At 43.3% G+C, this 21,504-nt stretch carries 21 protein-coding genes and 2 pseudogenes; 6 read left to right on the top strand and 17 right to left on the bottom strand.

The window, feature by feature from the left end:
• Positions 1-25: 25 nt before the first annotated feature.
• Together ACH59B_RS02810 and ACH59B_RS02805 are read right to left on the bottom strand one after the other, a co-directional pair.
• The gene (locus ACH59B_RS02810) at positions 26-1,318 is read right to left on the bottom strand and encodes a homocysteine synthase (protein WP_257126625.1); all 1,293 of its coding nucleotides are present in this window, start codon (positions 1,316-1,318) and stop codon (positions 26-28) included.
• Between the two features lie 152 nt (positions 1,319-1,470).
• Complete coding sequence (locus ACH59B_RS02805; protein ID WP_257126624.1) at positions 1,471-2,109, bottom strand: flavin reductase family protein; 639 nt, start codon at positions 2,107-2,109, stop codon at positions 1,471-1,473.
• 98 nt (positions 2,110-2,207) lie between these two features.
• On the opposite strand from ACH59B_RS02805, the gene ACH59B_RS02800 reads away from it, so the two are divergent.
• Positions 2,208-2,897 carry an ArsR/SmtB family transcription factor gene (locus tag ACH59B_RS02800; RefSeq protein WP_404303276.1) on the top strand — a complete coding sequence of 230 codons (690 nt, stop codon included), beginning with the start codon at positions 2,208-2,210 and terminating at the stop codon, positions 2,895-2,897.
• A gap of 12 nt (positions 2,898-2,909) precedes the next feature.
• Here the strand turns inward: ACH59B_RS02800 and ACH59B_RS02795 are convergent, their stop codons facing one another.
• The gene (locus ACH59B_RS02795) at positions 2,910-4,076 is read right to left on the bottom strand and encodes a hypothetical protein (protein WP_404303275.1); all 1,167 of its coding nucleotides are present in this window, start codon (positions 4,074-4,076) and stop codon (positions 2,910-2,912) included.
• Between the two features lie 58 nt (positions 4,077-4,134).
• A complete protein-coding gene (locus ACH59B_RS02790) occupies positions 4,135-4,734 on the bottom strand; it encodes a dienelactone hydrolase family protein (RefSeq protein ID WP_107734780.1) in 600 nt (199 codons plus the stop codon).
• A gap of 468 nt (positions 4,735-5,202) precedes the next feature.
• Between ACH59B_RS02790 and ACH59B_RS02785 the strand changes: the two genes are divergently transcribed.
• Positions 5,203-5,742: a GNAT family N-acetyltransferase gene (locus tag ACH59B_RS02785; RefSeq protein ID WP_107734778.1), complete on the top strand. Its 540-nt coding sequence runs from the start codon at positions 5,203-5,205 to the stop codon at positions 5,740-5,742.
• A 202-nt stretch (positions 5,743-5,944) separates the two neighbouring features.
• Here the strand turns inward: ACH59B_RS02785 and ACH59B_RS02780 are convergent, their stop codons facing one another.
• Positions 5,945-6,760, bottom strand: coding sequence for a DUF2935 domain-containing protein (locus tag ACH59B_RS02780; protein WP_107734777.1), 816 nt, complete (start codon positions 6,758-6,760; stop codon positions 5,945-5,947).
• Between the two features lie 370 nt (positions 6,761-7,130).
• On the opposite strand from ACH59B_RS02780, the gene ACH59B_RS02775 reads away from it, so the two are divergent.
• Positions 7,131-8,111, top strand: a complete 981-nt coding sequence (locus tag ACH59B_RS02775) for an SPRY domain-containing protein (protein ID WP_107734776.1) — start codon at positions 7,131-7,133, stop codon at positions 8,109-8,111.
• A gap of 356 nt (positions 8,112-8,467) precedes the next feature.
• Here ACH59B_RS02775 and ACH59B_RS02770 read toward each other — a convergent pair whose 3' ends face one another.
• From ACH59B_RS02770 to ACH59B_RS02740, 7 genes are all read right to left on the bottom strand, one after another.
• A complete protein-coding gene (locus ACH59B_RS02770) occupies positions 8,468-9,118 on the bottom strand; it encodes a hypothetical protein (protein ID WP_017428051.1) in 651 nt (216 codons plus the stop codon).
• 271 nt (positions 9,119-9,389) lie between these two features.
• Positions 9,390-10,118 carry a GntR family transcriptional regulator gene (locus tag ACH59B_RS02765; RefSeq protein ID WP_016819462.1) on the bottom strand — a complete coding sequence of 243 codons (729 nt, stop codon included), beginning with the start codon at positions 10,116-10,118 and terminating at the stop codon, positions 9,390-9,392.
• A gap of 63 nt (positions 10,119-10,181) precedes the next feature.
• Entirely contained in the window at positions 10,182-10,964 is a 783-nt protein-coding gene (frlD, locus tag ACH59B_RS02760) for a fructoselysine 6-kinase (protein WP_017428052.1), read from the bottom strand.
• Between the two features lie 94 nt (positions 10,965-11,058).
• Positions 11,059-12,072, bottom strand: coding sequence for an SIS domain-containing protein (locus tag ACH59B_RS02755; protein ID WP_016819460.1), 1,014 nt, complete (start codon positions 12,070-12,072; stop codon positions 11,059-11,061).
• A 160-nt stretch (positions 12,073-12,232) separates the two neighbouring features.
• Positions 12,233-13,579, bottom strand: coding sequence for an amino acid permease (locus ACH59B_RS02750; RefSeq protein ID WP_017428053.1), 1,347 nt, complete (start codon positions 13,577-13,579; stop codon positions 12,233-12,235).
• 16 nt (positions 13,580-13,595) lie between these two features.
• Entirely contained in the window at positions 13,596-14,423 is an 828-nt protein-coding gene (locus ACH59B_RS02745; protein ID WP_017428054.1) for a TIM barrel protein, read from the bottom strand.
• Positions 14,424-14,633: 210 nt separating this feature from the next.
• Positions 14,634-15,395 (bottom strand): SDR family oxidoreductase, encoded by a 762-nt coding sequence (locus tag ACH59B_RS02740; protein WP_107734774.1) that lies wholly within the window; start codon positions 15,393-15,395, stop codon positions 14,634-14,636.
• 162 nt (positions 15,396-15,557) lie between these two features.
• Between ACH59B_RS02740 and ACH59B_RS02735 the strand changes: the two genes are divergently transcribed.
• Positions 15,558-16,469 carry an AraC family transcriptional regulator gene (locus tag ACH59B_RS02735; RefSeq protein WP_107734773.1) on the top strand — a complete coding sequence of 304 codons (912 nt, stop codon included), beginning with the start codon at positions 15,558-15,560 and terminating at the stop codon, positions 16,467-16,469.
• Positions 16,470-16,814: 345 nt separating this feature from the next.
• Here the strand turns inward: ACH59B_RS02735 and ACH59B_RS02730 are convergent, their stop codons facing one another.
• The 3 genes from ACH59B_RS02730 to ACH59B_RS02720 form a co-directional block, all read right to left on the bottom strand.
• Positions 16,815-16,922, bottom strand: coding sequence for a hypothetical protein (locus tag ACH59B_RS02730; protein WP_017428056.1), 108 nt, complete (start codon positions 16,920-16,922; stop codon positions 16,815-16,817).
• Complete coding sequence (locus ACH59B_RS02725) at positions 16,919-17,143, bottom strand: phage terminase small subunit-related protein (RefSeq protein WP_017428057.1); 225 nt, start codon at positions 17,141-17,143, stop codon at positions 16,919-16,921. Before ACH59B_RS02725 ends, ACH59B_RS02730 begins: the two co-directional genes overlap by 4 nt.
• Before the next feature lie 479 nt (positions 17,144-17,622).
• A complete protein-coding gene (locus ACH59B_RS02720) occupies positions 17,623-18,018 on the bottom strand; it encodes a YmaF family protein (protein ID WP_017428058.1) in 396 nt (131 codons plus the stop codon).
• A gap of 1,274 nt (positions 18,019-19,292) precedes the next feature.
• Between ACH59B_RS02720 and ACH59B_RS02715 the strand changes: the two genes are divergently transcribed.
• Positions 19,293-19,433, top strand: coding sequence for a hypothetical protein (locus ACH59B_RS02715; protein ID WP_220450164.1), 141 nt, complete (start codon positions 19,293-19,295; stop codon positions 19,431-19,433).
• Positions 19,434-19,445: 12 nt separating this feature from the next.
• Positions 19,446-19,736, top strand: a pseudogene (locus ACH59B_RS02710) (GNAT family N-acetyltransferase); the annotation flags it as partial.
• 277 nt (positions 19,737-20,013) lie between these two features.
• On the opposite strand, the pseudogene ACH59B_RS02705 reads toward ACH59B_RS02710, so the two are convergent.
• Positions 20,014-21,088 (bottom strand): annotated as a pseudogene (locus tag ACH59B_RS02705) (fibronectin type III domain-containing protein).
• 151 nt (positions 21,089-21,239) lie between these two features.
• Positions 21,240-21,473, bottom strand: a complete 234-nt coding sequence (locus ACH59B_RS02700; RefSeq protein ID WP_117290082.1) for a hypothetical protein — start codon at positions 21,471-21,473, stop codon at positions 21,240-21,242.
• Positions 21,474-21,504: the final 31 nt, after the last annotated feature.

The raw sequence follows: 21,504 nt of genomic DNA, 5'->3' as shown, positions 1-21,504 counted from the left end.
CTAACTAGCCGCCAACTACTGTTTATTACTGTTGACTGGCCGCGATTGCCTGCTCCAGATCATACAAAATATCGTCTATCGCTTCGGTCCCGACAGATAAACGTAACAGCTCCGGTTTGACTCCAGCAGCCACCTGTTCTTCTACGCTCAGCTGCTGATGGGTTGTGCTTGCCGGATGAATAATCAAAGACTTGGAATCGCCCACATTCGCCAGATGAGAAAACAGCTTTACATTCGCAATCAGCTTGCTTCCCGCCTGACTCCCGCCTTTGATACCAAAGGTCAAGATTGCCCCTTGTCCTTTTGGCAAATATTTTTGGGCCAACTCATAGGATGGATGGCTCGGCAATCCAGAGTAGCTGACCCACTCCACATCCTTGTGACTTTCGAGGTATTGCGCTACTTTCAGGGCATTCTGACTATGTCTTTCCAGCCGCAGATGCAATGTTTCCAAGCCTTGAAGCAGTAGCCATGAATTGAACGGAGAAATGGCTGCTCCCAAATCACGCAGCAATTGCACCCGTGCCTTGATAATGTACGCGATGGGTCCCACCGCCTCGGTGTATATAACTCCATGGTAGCTTGGGTCCGGCTCAGTCAGTCCGGGGAAACGACCACTCGCTTTCCAGTCAAACTTGCCACTGTCCACGATTACCCCGCCAAGAGACGTACCGTGTCCGCCAATAAACTTGGTTGCCGAATGCACCACAATGTCCGCTCCATGTTCGATAGGGCGTAATAAATAGGGGCTTGGGAACGTGTTATCCACAATCAGCGGAATACCATATTCGTGTGCAATCGCTGCTACAGCTTCTACATCCAGCACATTTCCCTGTGGATTGCCAATCGTTTCGGCAAATATGGCCTTCGTTTTATCCGTAATGGCTTGGCGGAAATTCTCCGGATCATCCGAATCGACAAAATGCACCTTAATACCCAATTTCGGTAGTGTAGTAGAAAACAGATTATATGTACCGCCATACAGGCTGGAGGCCGATACAATTTCATCTCCAGCTCCCGCAATATTTAGAATGGAAAAGGAGATCGCCGCCATTCCAGAAGCTGTGGCCAACGCGCCAGCTCCGCCTTCCAGTGCGGCAATTCGTTGCTCGAATACATCCGTAGTCGGATTCATCAGACGCGTATAAATGTTGCCGAATTCTTTCAGCGAGAACAAATCAGCCGCATGCTCGGCATCCCGAAATCCATATGAAGTGGTCTGGTACAACGGAACGGCGCGGGCAAAGGTATTAGGATCAATCTCTTGTCCGGCATGGACAGCGAGGGTTTCGAATGACAGCTTGCGTTCTTCTGACATGATTATTGCCTCCCTTGTTATACGTGCTGTATGAATCGTCTCTTCCTGTATGCGTAGTCTTGGATGATTTTTCAACTATTCTCGCACAAAAAGAACGATTTGGGAAGATAATTCTCATTATTCAGGTAGGATATAATAATTTTGTTGAAACATCAGGTTTCGGATCGGAAGGTTTTGCCCAAATGCTCGCCCAGACCAAAATAATGGCGGAAATTATAGATGAGCGGACTCCACTTTGCTGGATCAATATGATTCTCTCCGAGGATGATATCCTGATGAACATGCACCTGTATGGCTTGGGTTTCGACGATCGCAAAATAAGGAGAATGGTCAGGAATCCGCATCTCCTTCACCTTGGCTTCAATTTGAATAGGGCACTCCCTGATTCGGGTGGGCTTGACTCTATTCGATTCAATCGCAGCCAGTCCGCTGATCTCATACTTATCTTTTTGATATGAAAATCCATTTTTCTCTTTTTCCACTGGAACGGGATTCTTACCTGTAAAAGGAGCCAAACGCTCTACATTTTCCCACATGGAAGGCCCAGGAACATTGATTACACATTCGGGATCACGCTCCATATTTTCTAATGCTTTGCCACCTGTTCCAATACCTAGCACCACACAATCTCCTAATGCCCACGAGGAGGAAATAGGGCTAATATTGGTCGTTCCATCCTCATTCAGCGTGTTGAGTAAAATCACAGGGGTTCCGTAATATAAAATGCTAGGGGTTATCGTTTGTATGCTTGGGCTGTAATTCATCTGATTTATTGGATTCATTGGGTCCATGTTTTATTCTCCTTCTGTTCAGATCTGCCTCCTTATTGTAAAATGTAAACATTTCAACCTTCATCGAAGTATGGATTACAAAGGGGGATAACCGTGCCATGAGCACCCAATCGAATGTAGCCATGATTGCTTCTCTCGTCAGCGAGCCTTCCCGTGCAGCTATTCTCACCGCTTTATTAGATGGTAGATTCCACACGGCAAGTGAACTGGCCCATATGGCAGGCATCAAACCGCAAACCGCCAGTTTCCATCTGGCTAAAATGACCGAAGCACAAGTCATTACTGTAGAAAAACAAGGGCGGCACCGTTACTATGGCATTCAAGACCCCGAGGTTGCCAAGGTGATGGAGTCACTTTTGTCCATAGCTCCACCTGTTCCAATCAAGTCATTGAAGCAAGCCTCCGAAAACGAGGCCATACGGTTGGCAAGAACTTGCTACGACCATGTTGCGGGTCATTTAGGCGTACAGATCATGAGTTTTTTCATGCAAAAGGGGATTCTTTCCGAGGATCAAGACGGACTTCATATCACCCAACAAGGAGAGATTTTCTTTGCTGACTTTCAGATCAACCTCAAGAATACAAGACAAAAGCGTCGCTCCTTCTCACATAAATGCCTGGATTGGAGTGAACGACGCCATCATCTTGCCGGTGCTTTAGGAAGTGCTCTTCTGGACAGATTATTCGAATTACATTGGGTCGAGCATCTGCCCACAACCCGAGCGATACGCATTACAGCCGAGGGTAAAAGAGGTTTTAAAGAGGTATTTTCGATAGAGATCAGCTAGATAATCATAGTTCTAATGCTTTTTTTGTTCCGCATTGAATGTTATGACTGGGGACAAAGACCTTTGTTTTCTCGTCAATGGCCGGACATAGGCATAATTATTTTTTGGAGCCTTTCCTTTTGCCACACCTGCTTTATATCCTCCAGCAGCAGCCGGAATGGCAACCAAGGTTCCATAGGTTCTCATCGCCCGTTCAATTGGGAAAGATACAGAACGCATTCCATCGGTAGATCCGGCAAAATGAACTGCGGCTGCATAATTGTTCAGCCGATCGTTACTGTCATTCAGCCATACGGAACCCGAATCTCCAGGTCCAGTTCGTCCCTGGGTAAAACGAATGACGGTTTGATCACGGAAAATCTCGATTCCCGAATCGCCCCTCACTCTTTGTTCCACGCCAATCGCCTCCACGACTCCTCTGGCGAAGCCGTTTGTTTTAGCCATTCTTTTAAACGTCATTCCCAGACGATAGCTCAATAAGTGCCCAGGCACGGTAATAAGACCACCACTTTGGTTAATCAGATACCTCGGATTAAGCAGACTATTTGAATTGGCAATAGCTATGGCAGAGTCCTGAAAGTTAACACCTGTCGTAGTAAGCGGGACAAATTGAAAAGCTCTCCCGATCTGATCCGCCGTTCTGCCGCCATCTGCCGGAGAAGGCTGAATGGTATTGTGAAATTGGTTTGTATTCGTTGGGACTAGGACATGGGCATTACTCAAAATAAACAAAGTATTATTCTTAATAACAATGAGTCCTCCGGTTCCTCCTGCAGTGGTGGGAACCGTCGTTCCTACACTGACCGCACCGGGCACGGGGCGCCATCTTTGGCGTGGGTTCGTTTGGGTAGGAGTCGCCGCTTCCCTTTTGAAGGAACCCACACCTAAAATTCGGATAGGTACCGCAGAAGCCTGACTTATATTATGGGTTACTGCCTGCAATTTGGTTTGCGTCACAGCCGAAAGATTTCTCAAGGTGTATACCACAATCGCCGCGCCCTTTGCCGGTCTATTGGGATCAGCATAACCTACTCCAATCCCTGTTACTCCGTTCCGTTTGAGCATCGTTCGCCATATCCGACTCTTCAGCTTGAAGGCTTGATAAAAGGTAGCCACAGCCACATACATCTCCTTTTCATAGTCAATGATGTATATACATATGACTAATCCGCACATCATGACTGTGCGTTTCCCCAGAACAGTGAAAAAGGTGTGGGCTGGAAGCAAACGACTGCTTTTATTGATCAGCCTTCCTAAAGAACTCTACCATTTCGATAAATGATTGCTGAGCTGAATGTACGTGATATCGGGGAGAGTACGGATCACTGAATCCGTGCTGTCCGCTGAATTTATGTACCCGGATATTATGGTTGTCTAAAGCTGAAATGAGCTCATCCACATTAAATGATATTTCTTCCTGTGGGAAAAAAAGTAGTGTTGGACAATGTGGAGTTATTTCCAAATAATTTCGAATACGAGAGCCATAGTATCCTACGATTCCATCAACATATTTTTCTTTGCTACACAGCCAGGCAATCGTTGCCCCGATGCTAAACCCGACGATAAATACCTTTTTATAGCGAGCTTGAATACTTAACAATAAACTTTCAATATGATAAGAAGCACGTTCGAATCCTATATTTTTTATGAAATGGGCATAGGCAGCTTCCTCTTGCGAATAGTCAAAAGGCGTTTCTTTGCCTATTAAATTTGGACAAATCACGTCATAACCCTCATCTGATAATAAGCTGCAATAATTTTGTATATGCTGGTTAATTCCATAAATCTCATGCAGCACGACAATGAGGGTGTCCGACTTCTTATCTATGCTTATCATGTTGCCCCCTAACCAGGTTTGAATATGGGAAAACAATTCATCCGGATACGCATATTTATACTCTTATATTAACAACCTGTAGATAAGCCTCTTCAGATATCGGAGGAGTATCTGGGATTATTGTGGTTTGAGGGATGATGTGGTTGCCATTTCCCGTCTTATCGAGTCAGAAAACTCATCAAAGGGCTTATTCTCTTGCCCGGGACCCTACGATATAAATCGCTATATTTCATCATTAGAAGTTTCCCATTCGAATATTCGCTCTTCGAGCACTTCGTAAGCATTATTCATAATTCCTAACCTCCCTTTTTTAGAAAATACTATATCCAATATGATCATTTCGCTATATATTTTTAGTTGAAATCTTGAGAAATGCTACCTGGCATACACCACTCATCCAATCAATTCTACATCTTCACCCTATGATATAATTCTCTCAGTATTATCGTATGGAAGGAGGATACAGATGTGGAGCAACAAGTATACGTCCGGTTCCCAGAAGAGGTGGACGTTGCAGAATTGACAGCAATGTACAGACGCAATCGGGAGTTCTTTGATACGTTTTCGCCAAACCACCAAGAAGAGCACTATACGGAGGAGCACCAGCTCCAAACGATTATTAAGAGTAAGGCTGACATGGTAGAGGATCGGAAATATTCCTTCGTAGTGTGCCACAAGGAAGACAATCAGATTATAGGCAGCATAGGTCTATCTTTTGTAGTAAGGGGACCACTTCAGAGCTGTATGATCGGATACAGCCTAGACCAAGCCTATAACGGCAAGGGTTATATGACGGAGGCGGTGAAGCAGGTGGTTCGCTACGCTTTCGATGAACTAAAATTTCATCGGATCGTCGGAGAAGCCTCTCCTCGGAATCCAGGGTCCATCCGTGTGCTTGAGAAGGCTGGCTTTCACAAAGAAGGCATTTCTCGAAGCAACGTAAAAATTAATGGAAAGTGGGAGGACCATCAGGTTCTGGCGATTATCAATCCATCAGAGGATATCTAAGTTTAGTGAATATTGGTCTCGAAAGTTAATGGAAAAGAAAAGTTATGACAACCTATTAGAATGCGTTAGTTGAATGACAACAGCGACAGTCTAAGACTTTACTTTTTAAGTCTTGTTCTGCCGCTGTTTGAATTTTTGCTCAATCTAAAACTTTATTTCCAATGCACATTTTACAGAAACTATATTCGTTTTGCTGGGAATCTCAGTGCATGATTTCTTTCTTATTCACCTTAACGCCGGATAAGGACTGATCAAACATTTCGAGAATAAAGAGGAAGCGCTCAGCTTCACGAAATACATGATCAGCTAATAGAGGATGGATAATGCTTTTTATTCGGCACTCGTCAATCAAATCACGCGCTGTTTTCTTAAAATCTCGCAAGGACTTAACAGAGATACGGTTTTCATCCACAAATTGACTCAGAAGTGGAACGGTCTGCGACTGTGGACGCATATAACTTAAATCAATCGCCTGAAACATCAGTGTATCAAAGTCATTACTAAACTCCCTAGCTTGTTCAACCAGTTTGCGTTCGGATGGATCCAGCAAATGGCCTATGAATTTTGCGTGATCGGCCATGATCTTTAAGAAAAAAATATTTTCATCAATAATAGCATCAGGTAATGGTTCAAGCGTTCCTGAATTGAGTTCCCCTAAACGATTTCTGAAATAATTCGCTTCCCGGCTTACATGATCTACCAGCAGGGGGAAATTGGTTTGTCCAGGAAGTTTGCATTGTAATATAAGCCCCAATACCATTCTCTTAAATGCCCAAATATTTGTCGCCGCATTCTGTACTTCCGTATTAAACCCTTTGATTGTATAAGGATCTGTATTGATATTAAATTCATACGATCTTTTCTCAATATCCTCAAAGATAGCGTAAAACCGATTGGCTTCTGTTTTAAGTTGAGTATCTTCCGCTCTAAAGCCTAACCCCAGAAAAAAGGAATGCTCCTTCATAATCCTGGACCAAAAACGTATTTCATCTAATGAGCGTGAAACAAATGCATCCAATGATATCCCTCCTCTAAATGAGCAAAAAAGCACTTACTTAGTCATATGGGATATGACAGGTCATTATGAATATCGAAGTTCAACGTCTCATACGAATCCAATTCCGAAATTGAGCCGGAGTTATTAAATCATTCAGGGTTTTCTTCCGCTACCAAGTCTACCCGAAACTCAAGCTGGTCTCTCATAAAAATTTTACCTGCTATCTTGGCCGATTCTGGCTTAATCTCCTCTACTATTCCCCCATGATCCTCACGAAAAATTAAATTCCATAATATAACTCATATTTGAATATATATCATTTAATGTTTGGACAATTATCCCACTCAAGTTCTATAATTCACTTGTTATTACATAATTTTAGGAGGAAGTCATGAAAAATCTTTATAAAAAACTAGGAACAATAGTGTTAGCTCTTCTTATTGGAGCTTCGGTGTTCTCATTGTTCCCCACTGTTACAAAAGCTGAGACTACAAATGTGACTTGGTCCGATGGATCTCTAACAAAAACCATAACTGAATGGAACCAAACCGATATTGCTAATGTAGGTAAAAGCTCAGGGAAATGGTATTGGGAGATAAAGCTTGATGGTGGATATGGTGAAGTTGGATTATTCGGTCCAGGCAAACCACCAATTAGGTATGAAGGGTATAACGGAGTAAATTATGGGCCTACAAATGACTCTATTAAAGCTGGAAGTTATAGTTACGGGAATGTGTATACAGTAAATGATGTTATATCTGTTGCTTTAAATCTAGAAAATGACACACTAACCTTTTATAAAAATGGTATCTCACAAGGGGTCTCGAAATATACTCCTTCTTCACTAGGTAAGACTGTATATCCTTATATAAGAAACCCTCAAGATCAACCTGCTACTTATACTGCTAATTTTGGGGCAAGTGATTTTAAATATCCAATTCCCGAAGGATTTTTGCCTTACCAAGAATCAAGTACATCAACAACACCTAATCCGTCCACAACACCGGATCCATCTACAAAACCCGATCCATCTACAACACCTGATCCATCTACGGCGCCTGGTTCATCTACAACACCTGGGTCGTCCACAACACCTGATCCATCGGATACAGATGGTTCCTCACAACCAACTGGTGACCGCGCCATTCTAACTGTAACGATGGACAATGGATTTGATAAAGAATTCGATCTGAGTAAAAAAGAATTGAATGCCTTCATCGCTTGGTATGACGCTAAAGATGCGGGCAGAGGTGCTTCATTCTTTGCCATCGATAAACATAATAATAACAAAGGCCCGTTCAGCAATCGCAAAGACTACGTAATCTTCAACAAAATTCTCACATTCGAAGTAAGTGAGTATTCAACCAAATAAACTTTATGAAGGACTTCATATCAGCTAATATGCCATTGAAGTCCTTTTTTCATCTACTCATATCTAAGTCACGCTTAAATTGCTTTACGGACAATATACCTTTTAGGCAAAAGATTTGTAAACCGCCTATTTTCAATAAACCTACACTTGCCTTCCAACTTGATTTGGATTAAGATCCATATTTTTAGTGTACACCTTGTTCATACTCTAATTAAAAGTCATTAATTATTATGCTTTTCCAAAGAAACGCTAGCTGTCAGGTAATGTCTATCTCATAACATGAAAAAAGCTTTCCATAGCCACCTTTGGGGTGATTATAAAAAGCTAATCTGCTTTGCGGCGACTGCACCACTCGCTTAAAATTTTTCAGGAAACTGTTTGACAATACCTTCTGTCAGGAAGTCCGCTAAATGAATCATATGGATCTCATTTTTATCGGTTGCGGCAATATCTGCTTTCCAGTCTCCTTTGATACAGTTAAGGACTATTTCCGTAATCAACTGAAGGTGCGTATACAGCATATCTTGTAGCGTTTTGAACTGCCAGTTCGGATTCGCTTCACTTAAAAATTTGGCGATATCATCGGCGTTTGTATGCCAATCCGCCTCTAGCTTTTTCACGTCCGCCTGATTGCCCGCTTTGGCAGCCGCTACGATTTTCCCTGCGATCAGAATATGCTCTCTCAGAAGATCAGCCAGCTCATTACCGGCAGCTTCCCCATAATAAGGCTTGATCACATTACCTATATCCTGTTGGTTCCGTAAAAGTCGGTCCAATACATCCTTTTGGTCTGGACGATTAGATATGGCGCTGACAATATAGCTTCTCGTCCATATCGTATGATCGATCCATACCTTCTGCATATCGACTTTCAGTTGCACCATTTTGGGGATTAGGCAAATGTTCCCCTTATCCTCCCCCGCCTTCGCTTGCACGACAACTAGTGGATTCATGCTAAAAACGAGCGCCAAGGTTAACGACAATGCCAGTAACCATTTATTTTTCACATTCTTCTGCTCCTCTTACGTTTGGATTAAACAGGCTGTCTTATTATGGTTGAAATATCTAATTCTATACCACCCCTGCAATCATCTTACAAAAACTTGATTTCGTATTTCAACACACAAAAAAGGCCTGCCGGTGGTAAGCCAGCAGAGCCTATGACTCCATGGTCCAAGTAAAAGAAGCAATTCTGATGAATAAAGCTACGTCCTGGAGTACCCGTATAATCGTTTCGAAGCTAAATCCTTTTTGGAAAATAAGCCTGATGGGCATAACCTATTTTGCCCGGTGGACCGTCAGGTTGACCCGATTCGTCTCACACATAAATGTGGAGAGATGAACAGGCTCATCGTTTGCATCAAAAGCAATCTTCAATATCCGGAATAAGTTCGCCCCGATATCACATTCCAGAAATTTCGCATAATCTTTAGTCGCACCGATCACATCAATGATCTTGTCATTGCTCACGATCTCGGTGTTATAATCCTCCGCCAGAATCTTGTAAGTCGATTCTTTCATTGCGATCTTTTTTTCCAAATCCGGAAACCGGGTCAGTGAATAATGGGCTATATCATAAAAAAGCGGGCGGTCATCTACATACATCAAGCGTTCAAGCTCCAACACAGGGCTGCCTTCTTCAATAAGAAGATGTCCAGCCACCTCTTCAGATGCCGGGATTACTTCGCTTCTTAATATCCGTGAGTTTGGAATCATGCCCAGCTGGTGGCTGAACTCTGAGAAACCGCTTACGGATAACAGTTCATTATGAAATTTGTTGGAGGCTACAAAGGTGCCTCTACGAGGAATTCGCGTCAGGGTTCCTTCCCGCACGAGCTCCTCAATTGCTTTCCGTATAGTGATTCGGCTTACACTATAAGTATCACAGAGTTCTGCTTCGGTTGGAATCTGTTCATCCGGTTTGTATCGTCCGTCCTGGATATCGTTCTTCAACATTTGCCTGATCTGCATGTACAGCGGCTGCGGGGTTGAAGGATTCAAATTCATGGTAAATTCATCCTTATCCATCAATGATTATAATAAGTATTATACATTGATGATCATCTCCAGTCACCATGCACCGAAATAACCTATCGTCTTCCCAGCTGTAATTGTCCCAAGCTCCAGGCAGTCCTCCGCTGAAAGCCCTTTCAATCGGCCGTAAAGGAACCCGGCAATGAAGGAATCCCCAGCTCCCATCGTATCCACGACGTTCACCTTACCCACGCCGTGCGGAAAGAATTGTTCCCCATCGTAAGCAAGCGAACCGTTCTCCCCCAAGGTAGCTACAGCAATCTGCGCTCCTCTTTGCTTGACCTCTACCAAAAGTTGGCGGATATAATCATCATCCTGAGTGTACGAAAAGAATGGATAGTCTACATAGGGCGTTAACGTTTGTACCCGATCATCCTGCAACTGATCCGAGAAATCAAAGGAAGTGATCAGGCCCTTTTCCTTAAAGAGAGGAAAGTACGGATCGGCATGGCCCCATATCCCTGAGTGGACAAGCTGATAATTGACAGCAAAATCGATCTCTTCTGCTGTAAGGAAAAACTGTGCCATAACTCCCTCGTCGTATTCGCCGAACCTCCGGTCATTCTCCACCATCTCCACGTGGGTTACCGCTGTTTTTCCGTCCTTTTTTAAAATTCGGGAAGTATCCACACCCTTGTCCTGAATAGCCTGGATCATGATCTCCCCATAAATGTCGGTGCCCACCCAGCCCAGATAGGCCGTCTTTGCACCCATTTCAGTTAAATAGACGGCAACATTCACCGGATTGCCTCCAGGATAGGCTTTGCCGCTTGCTTGATAGACATCCATGCAATTATCCCCGACTGTAATGATTCTCATCTTGCTCCCGCCTTCCCTGCTATTAAAGAATGAGCACTACGAAGTAGTGCTCAAATCAAATGCATCAATATAGAATGAACTAAGGCTGCGTATCTTAATATTCCATTTGGCGATAGTATCTTCTAAGTGTTAACGGATGATTTCTCTCACGCTCCAGGTAGGCGCTGATACGGCTTAGTACAGACCAGTTGATACTTACGGCAAAATGCTTTCTGAACTCCTCGCTAATGCCTTCCATGGCAAAGTCTTTGGTATCAATAATGGTCAGCTTCTTCGTAATCTTCTCAGCGAATCTTTCCACCCGATCCATTAGAGGTCTTGTCTCATCTTCGCCTTTCAGCAGAATAACACTGGTATCTTCAACCACAAGCTCAAGCGTGCCATGGAAGAATTCCGCCGCATGAATCGACTTCGCATGAATCCACTGCATTTCTTCCAGGATACACATCGCGTAGGAGTACGTGTTCCCCCACAGGTTGCCGGAGCCAACCATCATATGATAGTCAGTATCTTTATGTTCTTTTGCAAAAGCTTCCGCTTTAGGGTCAAAGGTTTTGACTGCGTCCAGAATCGCACGCGGCAATAAGGCAACTTCCTTCGTGAACTGTTCATATTGAGGGAACTCATTGTTGTTATACATGAACCGGAACACAACCATGTACAGGAGCATGAAGAATGTATCGAAGGAATGTTTCTCCGAGCCGGTTGTGATACAGTGATCTACAATTTTGGTTAATGGAGTATCCCTTTCTGCCACAAGTGCAATCGTAGTCGCTCCCCGTTCCTTACAGAACTCGGCTGCCGCAACAGTCTCCTGCGTGGTTCCCGACACAGACGTAAAAATACATACGGAATCCTTACTGAAATGTCTGTTGTTCATCACCATAAACTCAGCAGCAATCGCCGCATGCACATCGATGGTCGAGCTTGATTTCAGAATATACTCATAAGGATACATCATCGCAATTGTGCCACCCGCACCAATCAGAAAAATATTGCTGTACCCTTTCTTGGCAATCCCGTCTACAATCTCTTCAATTTGTCCTCTAAAGGCCAGGCCCTCTTGTTCCACAAGCTTAAGGAATAACTGTTCGTCAAAATTCAACATTTACGTTCCCTCCCTATACTGGATCGGTTCCTCTCCAATATCATCCATTTTTATTTATTATATATAGTATCATAACCAGACAGTACAATTATAACAACTATTTTTGTAAAATCTGAAGGAAATCAGCGAGTCAGCATCGGCCCCCTTCAGTTCATCCGGACTAAGTCACTATATTACTACTGTCATGACTGCTTTTAGATCCATACTTCTTCTCCCAGTAGTAATACACAGGCAACCCCGTTGCGATGACTATCGCCGCGGCAATCATGCCCTGCACTGGAGCCCACGTAAAGGTTCCCCAAGCCAGCCATCCTGCCCCAAGGATAGCCAGGATAGTAGTTACTCTCCACATTGGCATGCGGTAAATCGGGTTATAATCCTCTCTCTTACGGCATTTATAGACCGCGGCAAAGTCCAGAATGTTAATGACCAGCTGAATCAGCGTGAAATAACCCAGCAGTTCGGTTAAATTGCTGAAGAACACAAGAATACAGGCCAACGTAACCTGAGCAATAATCGAAAAGCTTGGTGTTTCGAATTTGGGATGAACTTTCGCAAAACGCTGAAAGAACAGCCCATCCTTCGCCATGGCATACTCCAGGCGAGGCTGAAACATAATGCAAGAACTCAAGGAACCCAGGATAACAATAATCGCGGTAACAGCTACAAAAGATGAGGCCATGCCGGATAATCCGGGGATGTACTTGACGGCGTCGGACACAGCGGAGCTGGAACCCATCAGTTTATCGAACGGCATTAGGCCGGTGACACATACCGCAAGCAGCGTATATAAACCCAATACAATCAGTACCGAACTAATTAAGGCCCGAGGGAGAACTTTCCCTGGATTTTTGAATTCTCCAGCCATAAAACAAATGGCGGCCATTCCCGTGTAAGCCCACGTCGTGGCAGATACGCCACCAATTAAGCTTGAACTTGTCGCTCCTGCGACGGGCGTGTAAGCAAAGTTGTCAAAGTTCATATACATGAGGCCCAGCACAATGACAATCAGGAAAGGGATGATTTTGATAGCCGTAATAATGACCTGAAAACTACCGCCTGCCTTAACACTACGGTAATGGATGGACGTGATGATCAGAATGATCGCTACTCCTAGCAGTTTACCGGCAATTCCAACGAAGAAAGGGAAGAAGCTCGCCAGGTATGCAACAATGGCCAGAGCCATAATTGAAATGGACGGAGGATCGAGGGCCCAGAAGGTTGCCCATCCGTATAGAAAAGCCAAAGGCCTCCATCCTGCTTTATTCAAGTATACGTAACCGCTTCCATTTTGCGGGTAGGCAGTCGCCAACTCAGCCAGCACCATGACCTGAGGAATCGCAATAACTCCACCAATAATCCAGGCTAGAATTGAGATCGAAGGCATACCCGCAGCTTTTGCGACATCACCGGAAGAGACGAAGATTCCGGAACCTACCGTAGTTCCAACAGCGATGGCTAGGGCCGACCAAAAGCCCAGTTTTCGTGTAAGAGAGTCATTACTCATAACGAGTTCCTCCAAATCAAGGTGATAAGACTTCCATTCCCCTTATTTTCCTGACTGATTCCCTAAGTACTTCCTGTGGATTCTGATAATAATTGAACCCCATAATCTCTAGTGTACAAGCTCCCTCGTAATGATGGCTCTGAAGACTGGTTAGATATTCCCGCCAATTCAGCACCCCATCATCCAGAGCAAGATGCGCATCAGACAAGCCGTCACCGTCAATCAGGTGGAAATGAACCATCTCCGCAAGTAGGGAGAAATAATCTTCGGGTGTCTCGTTAGCGAGCTGCATCGCTACGGTGTCGATCATCCCTTTTAATGACGGAGAACGGATCTCCTCCAGCATCCTCTTGATTCCCTTAGCATCGATAATTAGATTCGATTCGAATCGGGTCAGAGGTTCCAACGCTAAAGTCACCCCTTCCTTCTCCGCCACCCTGGATATCTGATAGATGGAGTCGCTTGCATATTTCCATGATTCCAATTGTGATACAGCGAAGTCCCCTATTCCTGAAGTCACAAGCATCATATTGGTCTCCAGCTCCAGAGCCGCGTACAGATTATCTATGAAGTATACGATACTCTTCTGCCGCAGTTGGGAATCGGAAGCAGCAATATTGAAGGGATAGACACACTGTTCCGGCGTATAACAGACGACCTTCATGTCTCGGGATTTCAGTTGCTGCCTTATGTGCCTCAAGTTGCCAAGAACATTCCGATAGACGTATAAATGAGGCTCGCCCGCCCACAACTCGATGTGCTCGATCCCGAGTTCAGTCACGTGATCTAGGAAGTGCTCGAAAGGAAAATGCCTATACGTAATATTCATTCCCGCAATCTTCATTTGCTTCACCCCCTCTCATGTAAGCGCTTTAATTTGTTATGTCTTGTATTATAACTAAGGGTTACAAAGATTTCAATGCCTTTTTAAAAATAAATAAAAGCCATTCAGCCGGTTCTTAATGTGGGTTGCTCAGCTCCTATAGGGGCAAAAAAAAGCAAGCCTCAACGAGTACATTTGCTCGTTTGGCTTACTTATCATCCCCCTTATACCTTACACTTGAGATGTGGGGCGAATTACGATCTCGTTCACATCAACGTCAACCGGCTGCTCGATCGCGTACGCAATGGCACGGGCAATCGCCTCCGGTGGCATTGCGAACTGGTCACGAGACTCTTCGAGCCGGGTCCTCACCTCCAGATTCGTCACACCTTCAGCGAAATTCGTCCGAACCAAACCGGGTGAAATGATCGTTACCCGCACCTTATCACCAGCTTCCTGTCGCAAACCCTCGGAGATGGCGCGGACGGCGAATTTCGTGGCGGAATAAACGGACTGGTTTGGTACAGTTTTATGTCCCGCTGTAGAAGCAATATTGACGAAATGTCCGGAACCCAGCTTGCGAAAGACAGGCAGTGCTGCGGCGATGCCGTACAAAACACCTTTAATGTTGACGTCGATCATGTTCTCCCAATCCTCTACACGCAAGTCATCAAGGGGGGAAATCGGCATCACGCCGGCATTGTTCACGAGAACGTCAATCGTGCCGAATCGCTCACATGCCAAATGGATGAGCTTGTTTACGTCCTCCCGCCGTCTGACGTCTGTGCTAGCATACACGACTTCACCCCCAGCCTCCGCGATACGGGCCGCAAGAGCTTCAAGACGATCAGGTCGTCGTGCCCCAAGTACGACTTTTGCCCCATGCTCAGCCAGTAAAAGCGTAGTCGCTTCACCAATCCCACTGCTTGCACCCGTAATAACAACAACTTTATCTTTGATTCCGGACAAGGTTGTATTCTGGATTAATCTCATAGTCGAATCCTTCTTTCATCTGGAAATTGTCTTTCGCCTTGAATTATAAGAAATATCAAAATAAAGCAGGTAGACGATTCATACGCGTTCCTTGCCTAATCCTGTCTAGTTTGAGTTACAATATTCATATCAGCTTAAATGAAAAAGGATTGGTGAATAAGTTTGAACCAACTCATTACGGAGTTAGCTAAGCAAATTGCACGGCATACGTCTACGGACGGTTTACACCAAACTGCGATTTCAGAGCTTTGTTTCAGGCGCACATCCGCGGAAACGGAACCGACGCATACCCTCAACATGCCCTCTCTTTACGTAATTGCCCAAGGCTCTAAAACCGTCACATTTGTTGGGGAAAGCTTCATATGCGATTCGTCCAGTTATATGGTCGCATCCGTACATCTACCAGTGATTGGGAAAATTACTCATGCTTCTCCGCAGTTGCCGTACCTAAGTTTACAATTAACACTTAGCCCTGATGTCATTATAGATATAAGCAAGAAATCTAGTTCACAGAAAAAGGGAGACACAGGAAGGGGCATTTTGGTTAATCCGTCCACTTCCTTTCTGTTAGATGCGATTCTACGCCTCGTCAATCTTTTAGATTCACCCACGGATATCGAGATACTAGCTCCACTCTACATCCGGGAGATATTTTATCGTGTGCTGGAGGGAGAGCAAGGAGCGCTCCTCAGGCAGTTCGTTGTGATCGGAAGCTATGCACAAGGTATTTCAAATGCAATACATGTAATCAATCGTGACTATTCTGAACAGTTAGTCATTGAAGAGTTAGCAAAAAAAGTGAACATGAACCCAACAACCTTTCACAAGCATTTTAAAAGAGTAACGGGTATGAGCCCACTACAGTATCAAAAGATCATTCGATTGCAGAGCGCACGTCGGCTGATGCTCAAGGAAGGCTACGATGCTGCTACGGCAGGATTTCGCGTCGGTTACGAAAGTCCTTCCCAGTTCAACCGAGAATACGCCCGCTTATTCGGACGCCCACCGATGAGAGATATCAGTCACCTGCGTGACATAGAATTCAATATTGGTTCTGCCTTAAATAATAAATAGCCCATCGCCCTGTAATTTGGAAGTAAAGTACACCGTTAAACTAACCGGCAGTAATCCGTAACGGGTATCCTAGACCTCGGATTATAGGGTCTGTCTCGTAGATAATTCCCTAACTTGTCCTCTCTCAATTATTACCCTGTTCCCCGTTCTTTTCCATAAACACAGGGACCAACAAACGGCGCCTACGAACCCAGGCGAACTAAAATTCTCCGTAACGTAAGCAATTTCTTTAATTAAAAAGCTCTGCCAACCATAAGGTTAGCAGAGCTCTCTATCTAATTTAATTTCGGGCAAATCTCGGAAGAAACTTGATGAATGCGGGATGTATACAATCTTTTCAAAAAGTTACACCCAACATGATTTAAGGATGATAACCAAAAGGATATAGAGCACCAAGATTGCTGTTGTAGAAGTCCACGCACCGCAAACAGCTGGACCTGCGCATCCACTCATAACTTTAGCCCTCCTTTATTTGTCGTCACCTTAATATATGTGTGAATACACACTGTGACTGGGCATGCAGGTAAATAGAAAGAAAATATCCCGCCACCAGTTAAGGTTAGCGAGGAGTTACTCTGCTTATGTTTAAGCTCCTCCAATGCTAACTTCGCTCCGTCACTCTCTAGCCACATCTGTTTTGCCTTGTCCCGCTCAGGACTCCGTTCTCTCGCCATGTTACACAATCACCACCCCCACGAATGTAAATGCAATTATTTTAATTTATTTAATAATATGATGTGACCTTTGGCAAAACAAAGAAAGCCCCGAACCAGAAAAGGTTGGAGCTTTCTTCCTTTGTTTGATAGCTTGGTTTAATTAAAGTTCATCTGGGGCACGGCAATAGCGGAAGTCCGCAAAAATGCCACGCGTGGCGGGCCGCTATTCAGCCGGAGGATACGCTGATAATCAGGGGGACGTTACAGTATAGCGGCCGCAGCTTCACCATATTTGGGCATTACTTCAACAATTGTTTGCTGGTTCGTACCTGCCTCTACTACAGGAGCTAAATATACACTCATTTCATCAATAAGTCCTTGCAGTTAAAATTCTAGTGCTTTCTAAATTGAAACTCCCATCCAAATTGCTATCTGAGCGTCAGCACCAACTCCATCAGTCCACTATTTGTAGCGGGTTGAGTTTTTCTAATTGATTACTATCGATATTCTTTCTCATCTCCAGTATTTCCACTGTACCTATGGGCATGAGGAATTCTACCGTTTACTGTTGTATACCCTTCAAAATGATGGTAATGCCCGCCACCAGTCAAGGGAATAGCTGGTCCTGTAGTTCCTCTAATTAAATGCGTATGTTGATCGTTAAATGATGTTTCTGCATAATAATTATGAACATGCGGAACACCACTTGGAGCTGGTTCTGTTACCCCAGCGTAATGATGGTAGTGTCCCACATCAAGTGATGTATTCCCTTTAAAAGGATGTACGTGAACATTAACTGGTCTACCATCCCACGAACTAATAAAAAGCTTATGCGAATGGTTAGAACCGGAATCACCGGAATGAACAACAAAACCTGTTATTGGTATTTCCATCAGTAGCCTCCTCTCTTTATCAACTGCCGTATACTATGAAAGAGGTAGTGTAAATGTTCAAAAGGTTATTGGGGTTGGTTTCCACTATTCGGGTGGGTGGCTAATAGGCTGTCAGAGCGTGTGCATGCCCTCTCTCTGTTCTCTTCTGCACTCCTTCCGGCATTCCCATGTAACGGAAAGAGCACTCAAAATGGCTTACATCCTGTCGAATAAATGCAAAAGAAAAAGCACTCCGTTTAGAGTGCTCACTTTATTTTACATACAAATTGAACCGGCCAATCCTATTTGTGAGATGTTAGCTGCATTATTTGATATCATATAGAACTTCCCATTTTGGAAAACTAGATAGGTGAAGTCTCCATAAGTTGAGTTTTGAGGGTTAGTCTCGGGTGATACAGAATGTATAAAGACTCTACAAACTCTTTGCCCACTATTAAGTGTAAAGTCAACCGTTTGATTTATAAACGAGGCCACTTGATTTGGATTTAGTAGATACGTCGGTCCTCCTAACCCACGTTTCCCACTTTGTCTATTCTGATTTGCATTCTTCATTTTACCCACTCCCTCAGGAATTTTTTCGTTACGGTGTATGCTATTCAATTTTCCCTTAGGCGTTAATGCATAGTTAATATTTGTGTTTTAGCCCAGTTTTGAATTCTTCCGGCGCCGTTACACGTAATGAGTCAAAAAAACTGAGCATTAGCAAGAGAAAAAGCACCCTGCAGGATGCTCCTTTGCTATTTGCCCTTTCGAAAATGGCCACATTGCAAAACGTACCATTCTCGTCTGCTTGAAGCGTGAGACTGTGAAGCTTCCACCCTCCAGATAACGATATCCCGTAGTTTAGAATTATCCTGCCCCCATAAAGTTAGGTATCTTGCTCTAAGACAAGCAACCTAACTTTTATGTCCTCTGTGCGCTTCCCATCTTTATCCCTAGCTTCTTAATAGCTGGTATCTTACGGTGGCCTATTGAAGCATGTTGACTGAAAGGCGACGTTAAGTTAACGGGTAGTCTATAAGAGTTATAGCCTGACAATAATCAACCACATCCACTTTAAAACAATCAGACCGTGGTTATAGTGATCTCGCTAAAATAATGTCATAATTAGGATGAAGAGATAAAAGAACTTGCGGATAGTCGTCTAAATTTATATACCAAAATACGATTTTATGGAATCGGCCTCTATAAAGTCAGAGTTCAGTATATACTAAGTCGTTGATACCCTTCGACAATACTTAATGAATTTTCACAATCGATTGGAGGTAAAGATTATGATTAGAGCTGCTAAAATGGAAGATTGGAAAGGTATATCCAAACTATTAACACAATTAGGTTACCCAGATACCGAATTTTTTATTAAAGATAATATGGAACGGCTTCTTACTCATCCTGACGAAGAATTAATGGTCTAAGAAGATGAAGGGTGTATCGTTGCCTGCATCTCGATACATTTTACCCCACAATTAGGGATAAGAAGAGATACCGCATTGATTAGTTATCTTGTTGTTGATTCCACAATTAGAAGTAAAGGAATTGGAAAAAAGTTGGAGGAATTTGCCACCGCTTCTGCTAGAAAAAGGGGATGTGAGAGCATCCAAGTTCATTGTCATTCCAGAAGAATAGATGCTCACCGATTTTATGAGCGTCAAGGCTATAAAGAGGCTCCTAAGTACTTTTCGAAAAGATTAGACAACGACGGATCAAACACTCGCTAGAAAATAAATTTTTCAACAATAAGAAGATATTGATGGCAAGAGAAGCAGCACTGAAATAATTGAACTAACGGGAAACGTTATTCAATGCAACAGCGACAGGTCTAGAGCATATTTCCCCGTCTTAGACTTTCGCTATTTCTTTTATTGTAGTTATCAAAACTTTATTTTTATCGAACATTTAAAAAAGTGGATGCTTAGCACCTTGAATATCCGTCTGTAAACAATTTTTTAACTAAAAAGTTCTGCCGACCCATTAAGGTTAGCAGAGCTTTTATATTTATTTAGAGTATTCACTTACTTCAAACGTGAGGATACGATCATACAGCATGTAATCCTTTCGGCTGCTGAATGGGCCTTTGTTGTTATCGTGCTTATTGATTGCGTATGAAGCTGATCCAGAACCAGCCTGTTTGCCTTCGTACCATGCAATAAAGTCGTTGACCTCTTTCATACTCAAATCAAATTCCTTCTCTAAGCCAGTTGTCATGGTGACTATCCAGGATTGCGCGATCTCCAGTAGTTGGCTCTGGGTCAGGTTGACTCCCTCCTCCTTGTGGAGTGGCAGATGCCTCATTGGAGTACTCAGAATCAACACCATTCAACTTAGCACTAACAACAAAATAATATTTTGTTCCATTGGTCAAACCTGGAATGACGAAGTTTCCATATGCGTCTTTTGTGGCAGTTGCAGTTTCGTTGTATTTACCTGATTCTGTTCCGTATTTTACTGTGTAGCTTTCTGCATTCTCAATTTTATCCCATTTTAAAGTAACCTGGCTGTCTCCAGGCGTTGCTTTGAGATTAGTGGGAACATCAATATCTATTAGTTCTCCATCTTTATCAATATCAATTGAATCAAGGTTAATTCCTCTTGTTTCAGTACGGACCACTGTAGATATTTCAACTGTATGAACTTTGTTCTCTAGTCCTGAAGTTTCAAAAACCAATGTTTGCTCCTGTTGTTTATCCAAGTTCATGTTAAAATGCTTATCAATTCCATCTATCGTAACTTTAACATCTTTGGCAAATCTAAAGCTGCCTTCATTATGCACAAAGCTCATTAATCGTAGTTTCGTTCCTAGAAATTTAAACATCACTTTACCACTAATGTCAGGCCCAAGTTGATGATGTCCATCACCCTTGTATCTTCCGCTTACATTTTCTGAATAGCCCCAGCCTGTGCCAATATATTTGATTTGTTTAGCAGTATCATTGTATCTTTCCCATCCGTCTTCAGGAGTCTCTAGCCGGCTTCCAATAGAAGCTGCGTATGTGTTGGCAGTGGAAAAGATAATAACGGAGCATAAAAATGCACTCATTAATAATCCAATTCTTCTTAAAAGTATCTTCATCAAAAAATCCCCCTAATTAATCTCTGTTAACAGATACTAAGGTAATATATTCCTCAAAACATGTCTAAACATAAACTTGCTGATCTATAAATATAATCTAAATATTTGCATATTTATTTTTTATTGGGTATGAAAGAAGGGCTCATACTGTTCAAATACCAGTTGAGCCCTTCTTGACATCTACTCTAAATTCAAACTGCTTACGGAAGAAATAAGATCCGTTAATCTTGATCGACTCCGGTGTGTATTTTTCGACCGGTCTGCCGTAGTCCACGATATCTATCAAATCCTCACCCAACGGATGAACAATATATACTTTCACTTGGCTTAATGCAACTGCAAATAGTTCTACATCGGACTTTAACACTTTATATGTATGGTTCATGCTGATCACCTCAATTAGCTATTCGATGGAT

Source organism: Paenibacillus sp. DP01 (assembly GCF_044784315.1).
In the GTDB taxonomy this organism is placed as follows: domain Bacteria; phylum Bacillota; class Bacilli; order Paenibacillales; family Paenibacillaceae; genus Paenibacillus; species Paenibacillus polymyxa.
The sequence above is the reverse complement of the archived record's forward strand: the minus strand, read 5'-3'. Positions and strand labels throughout refer to the sequence as shown.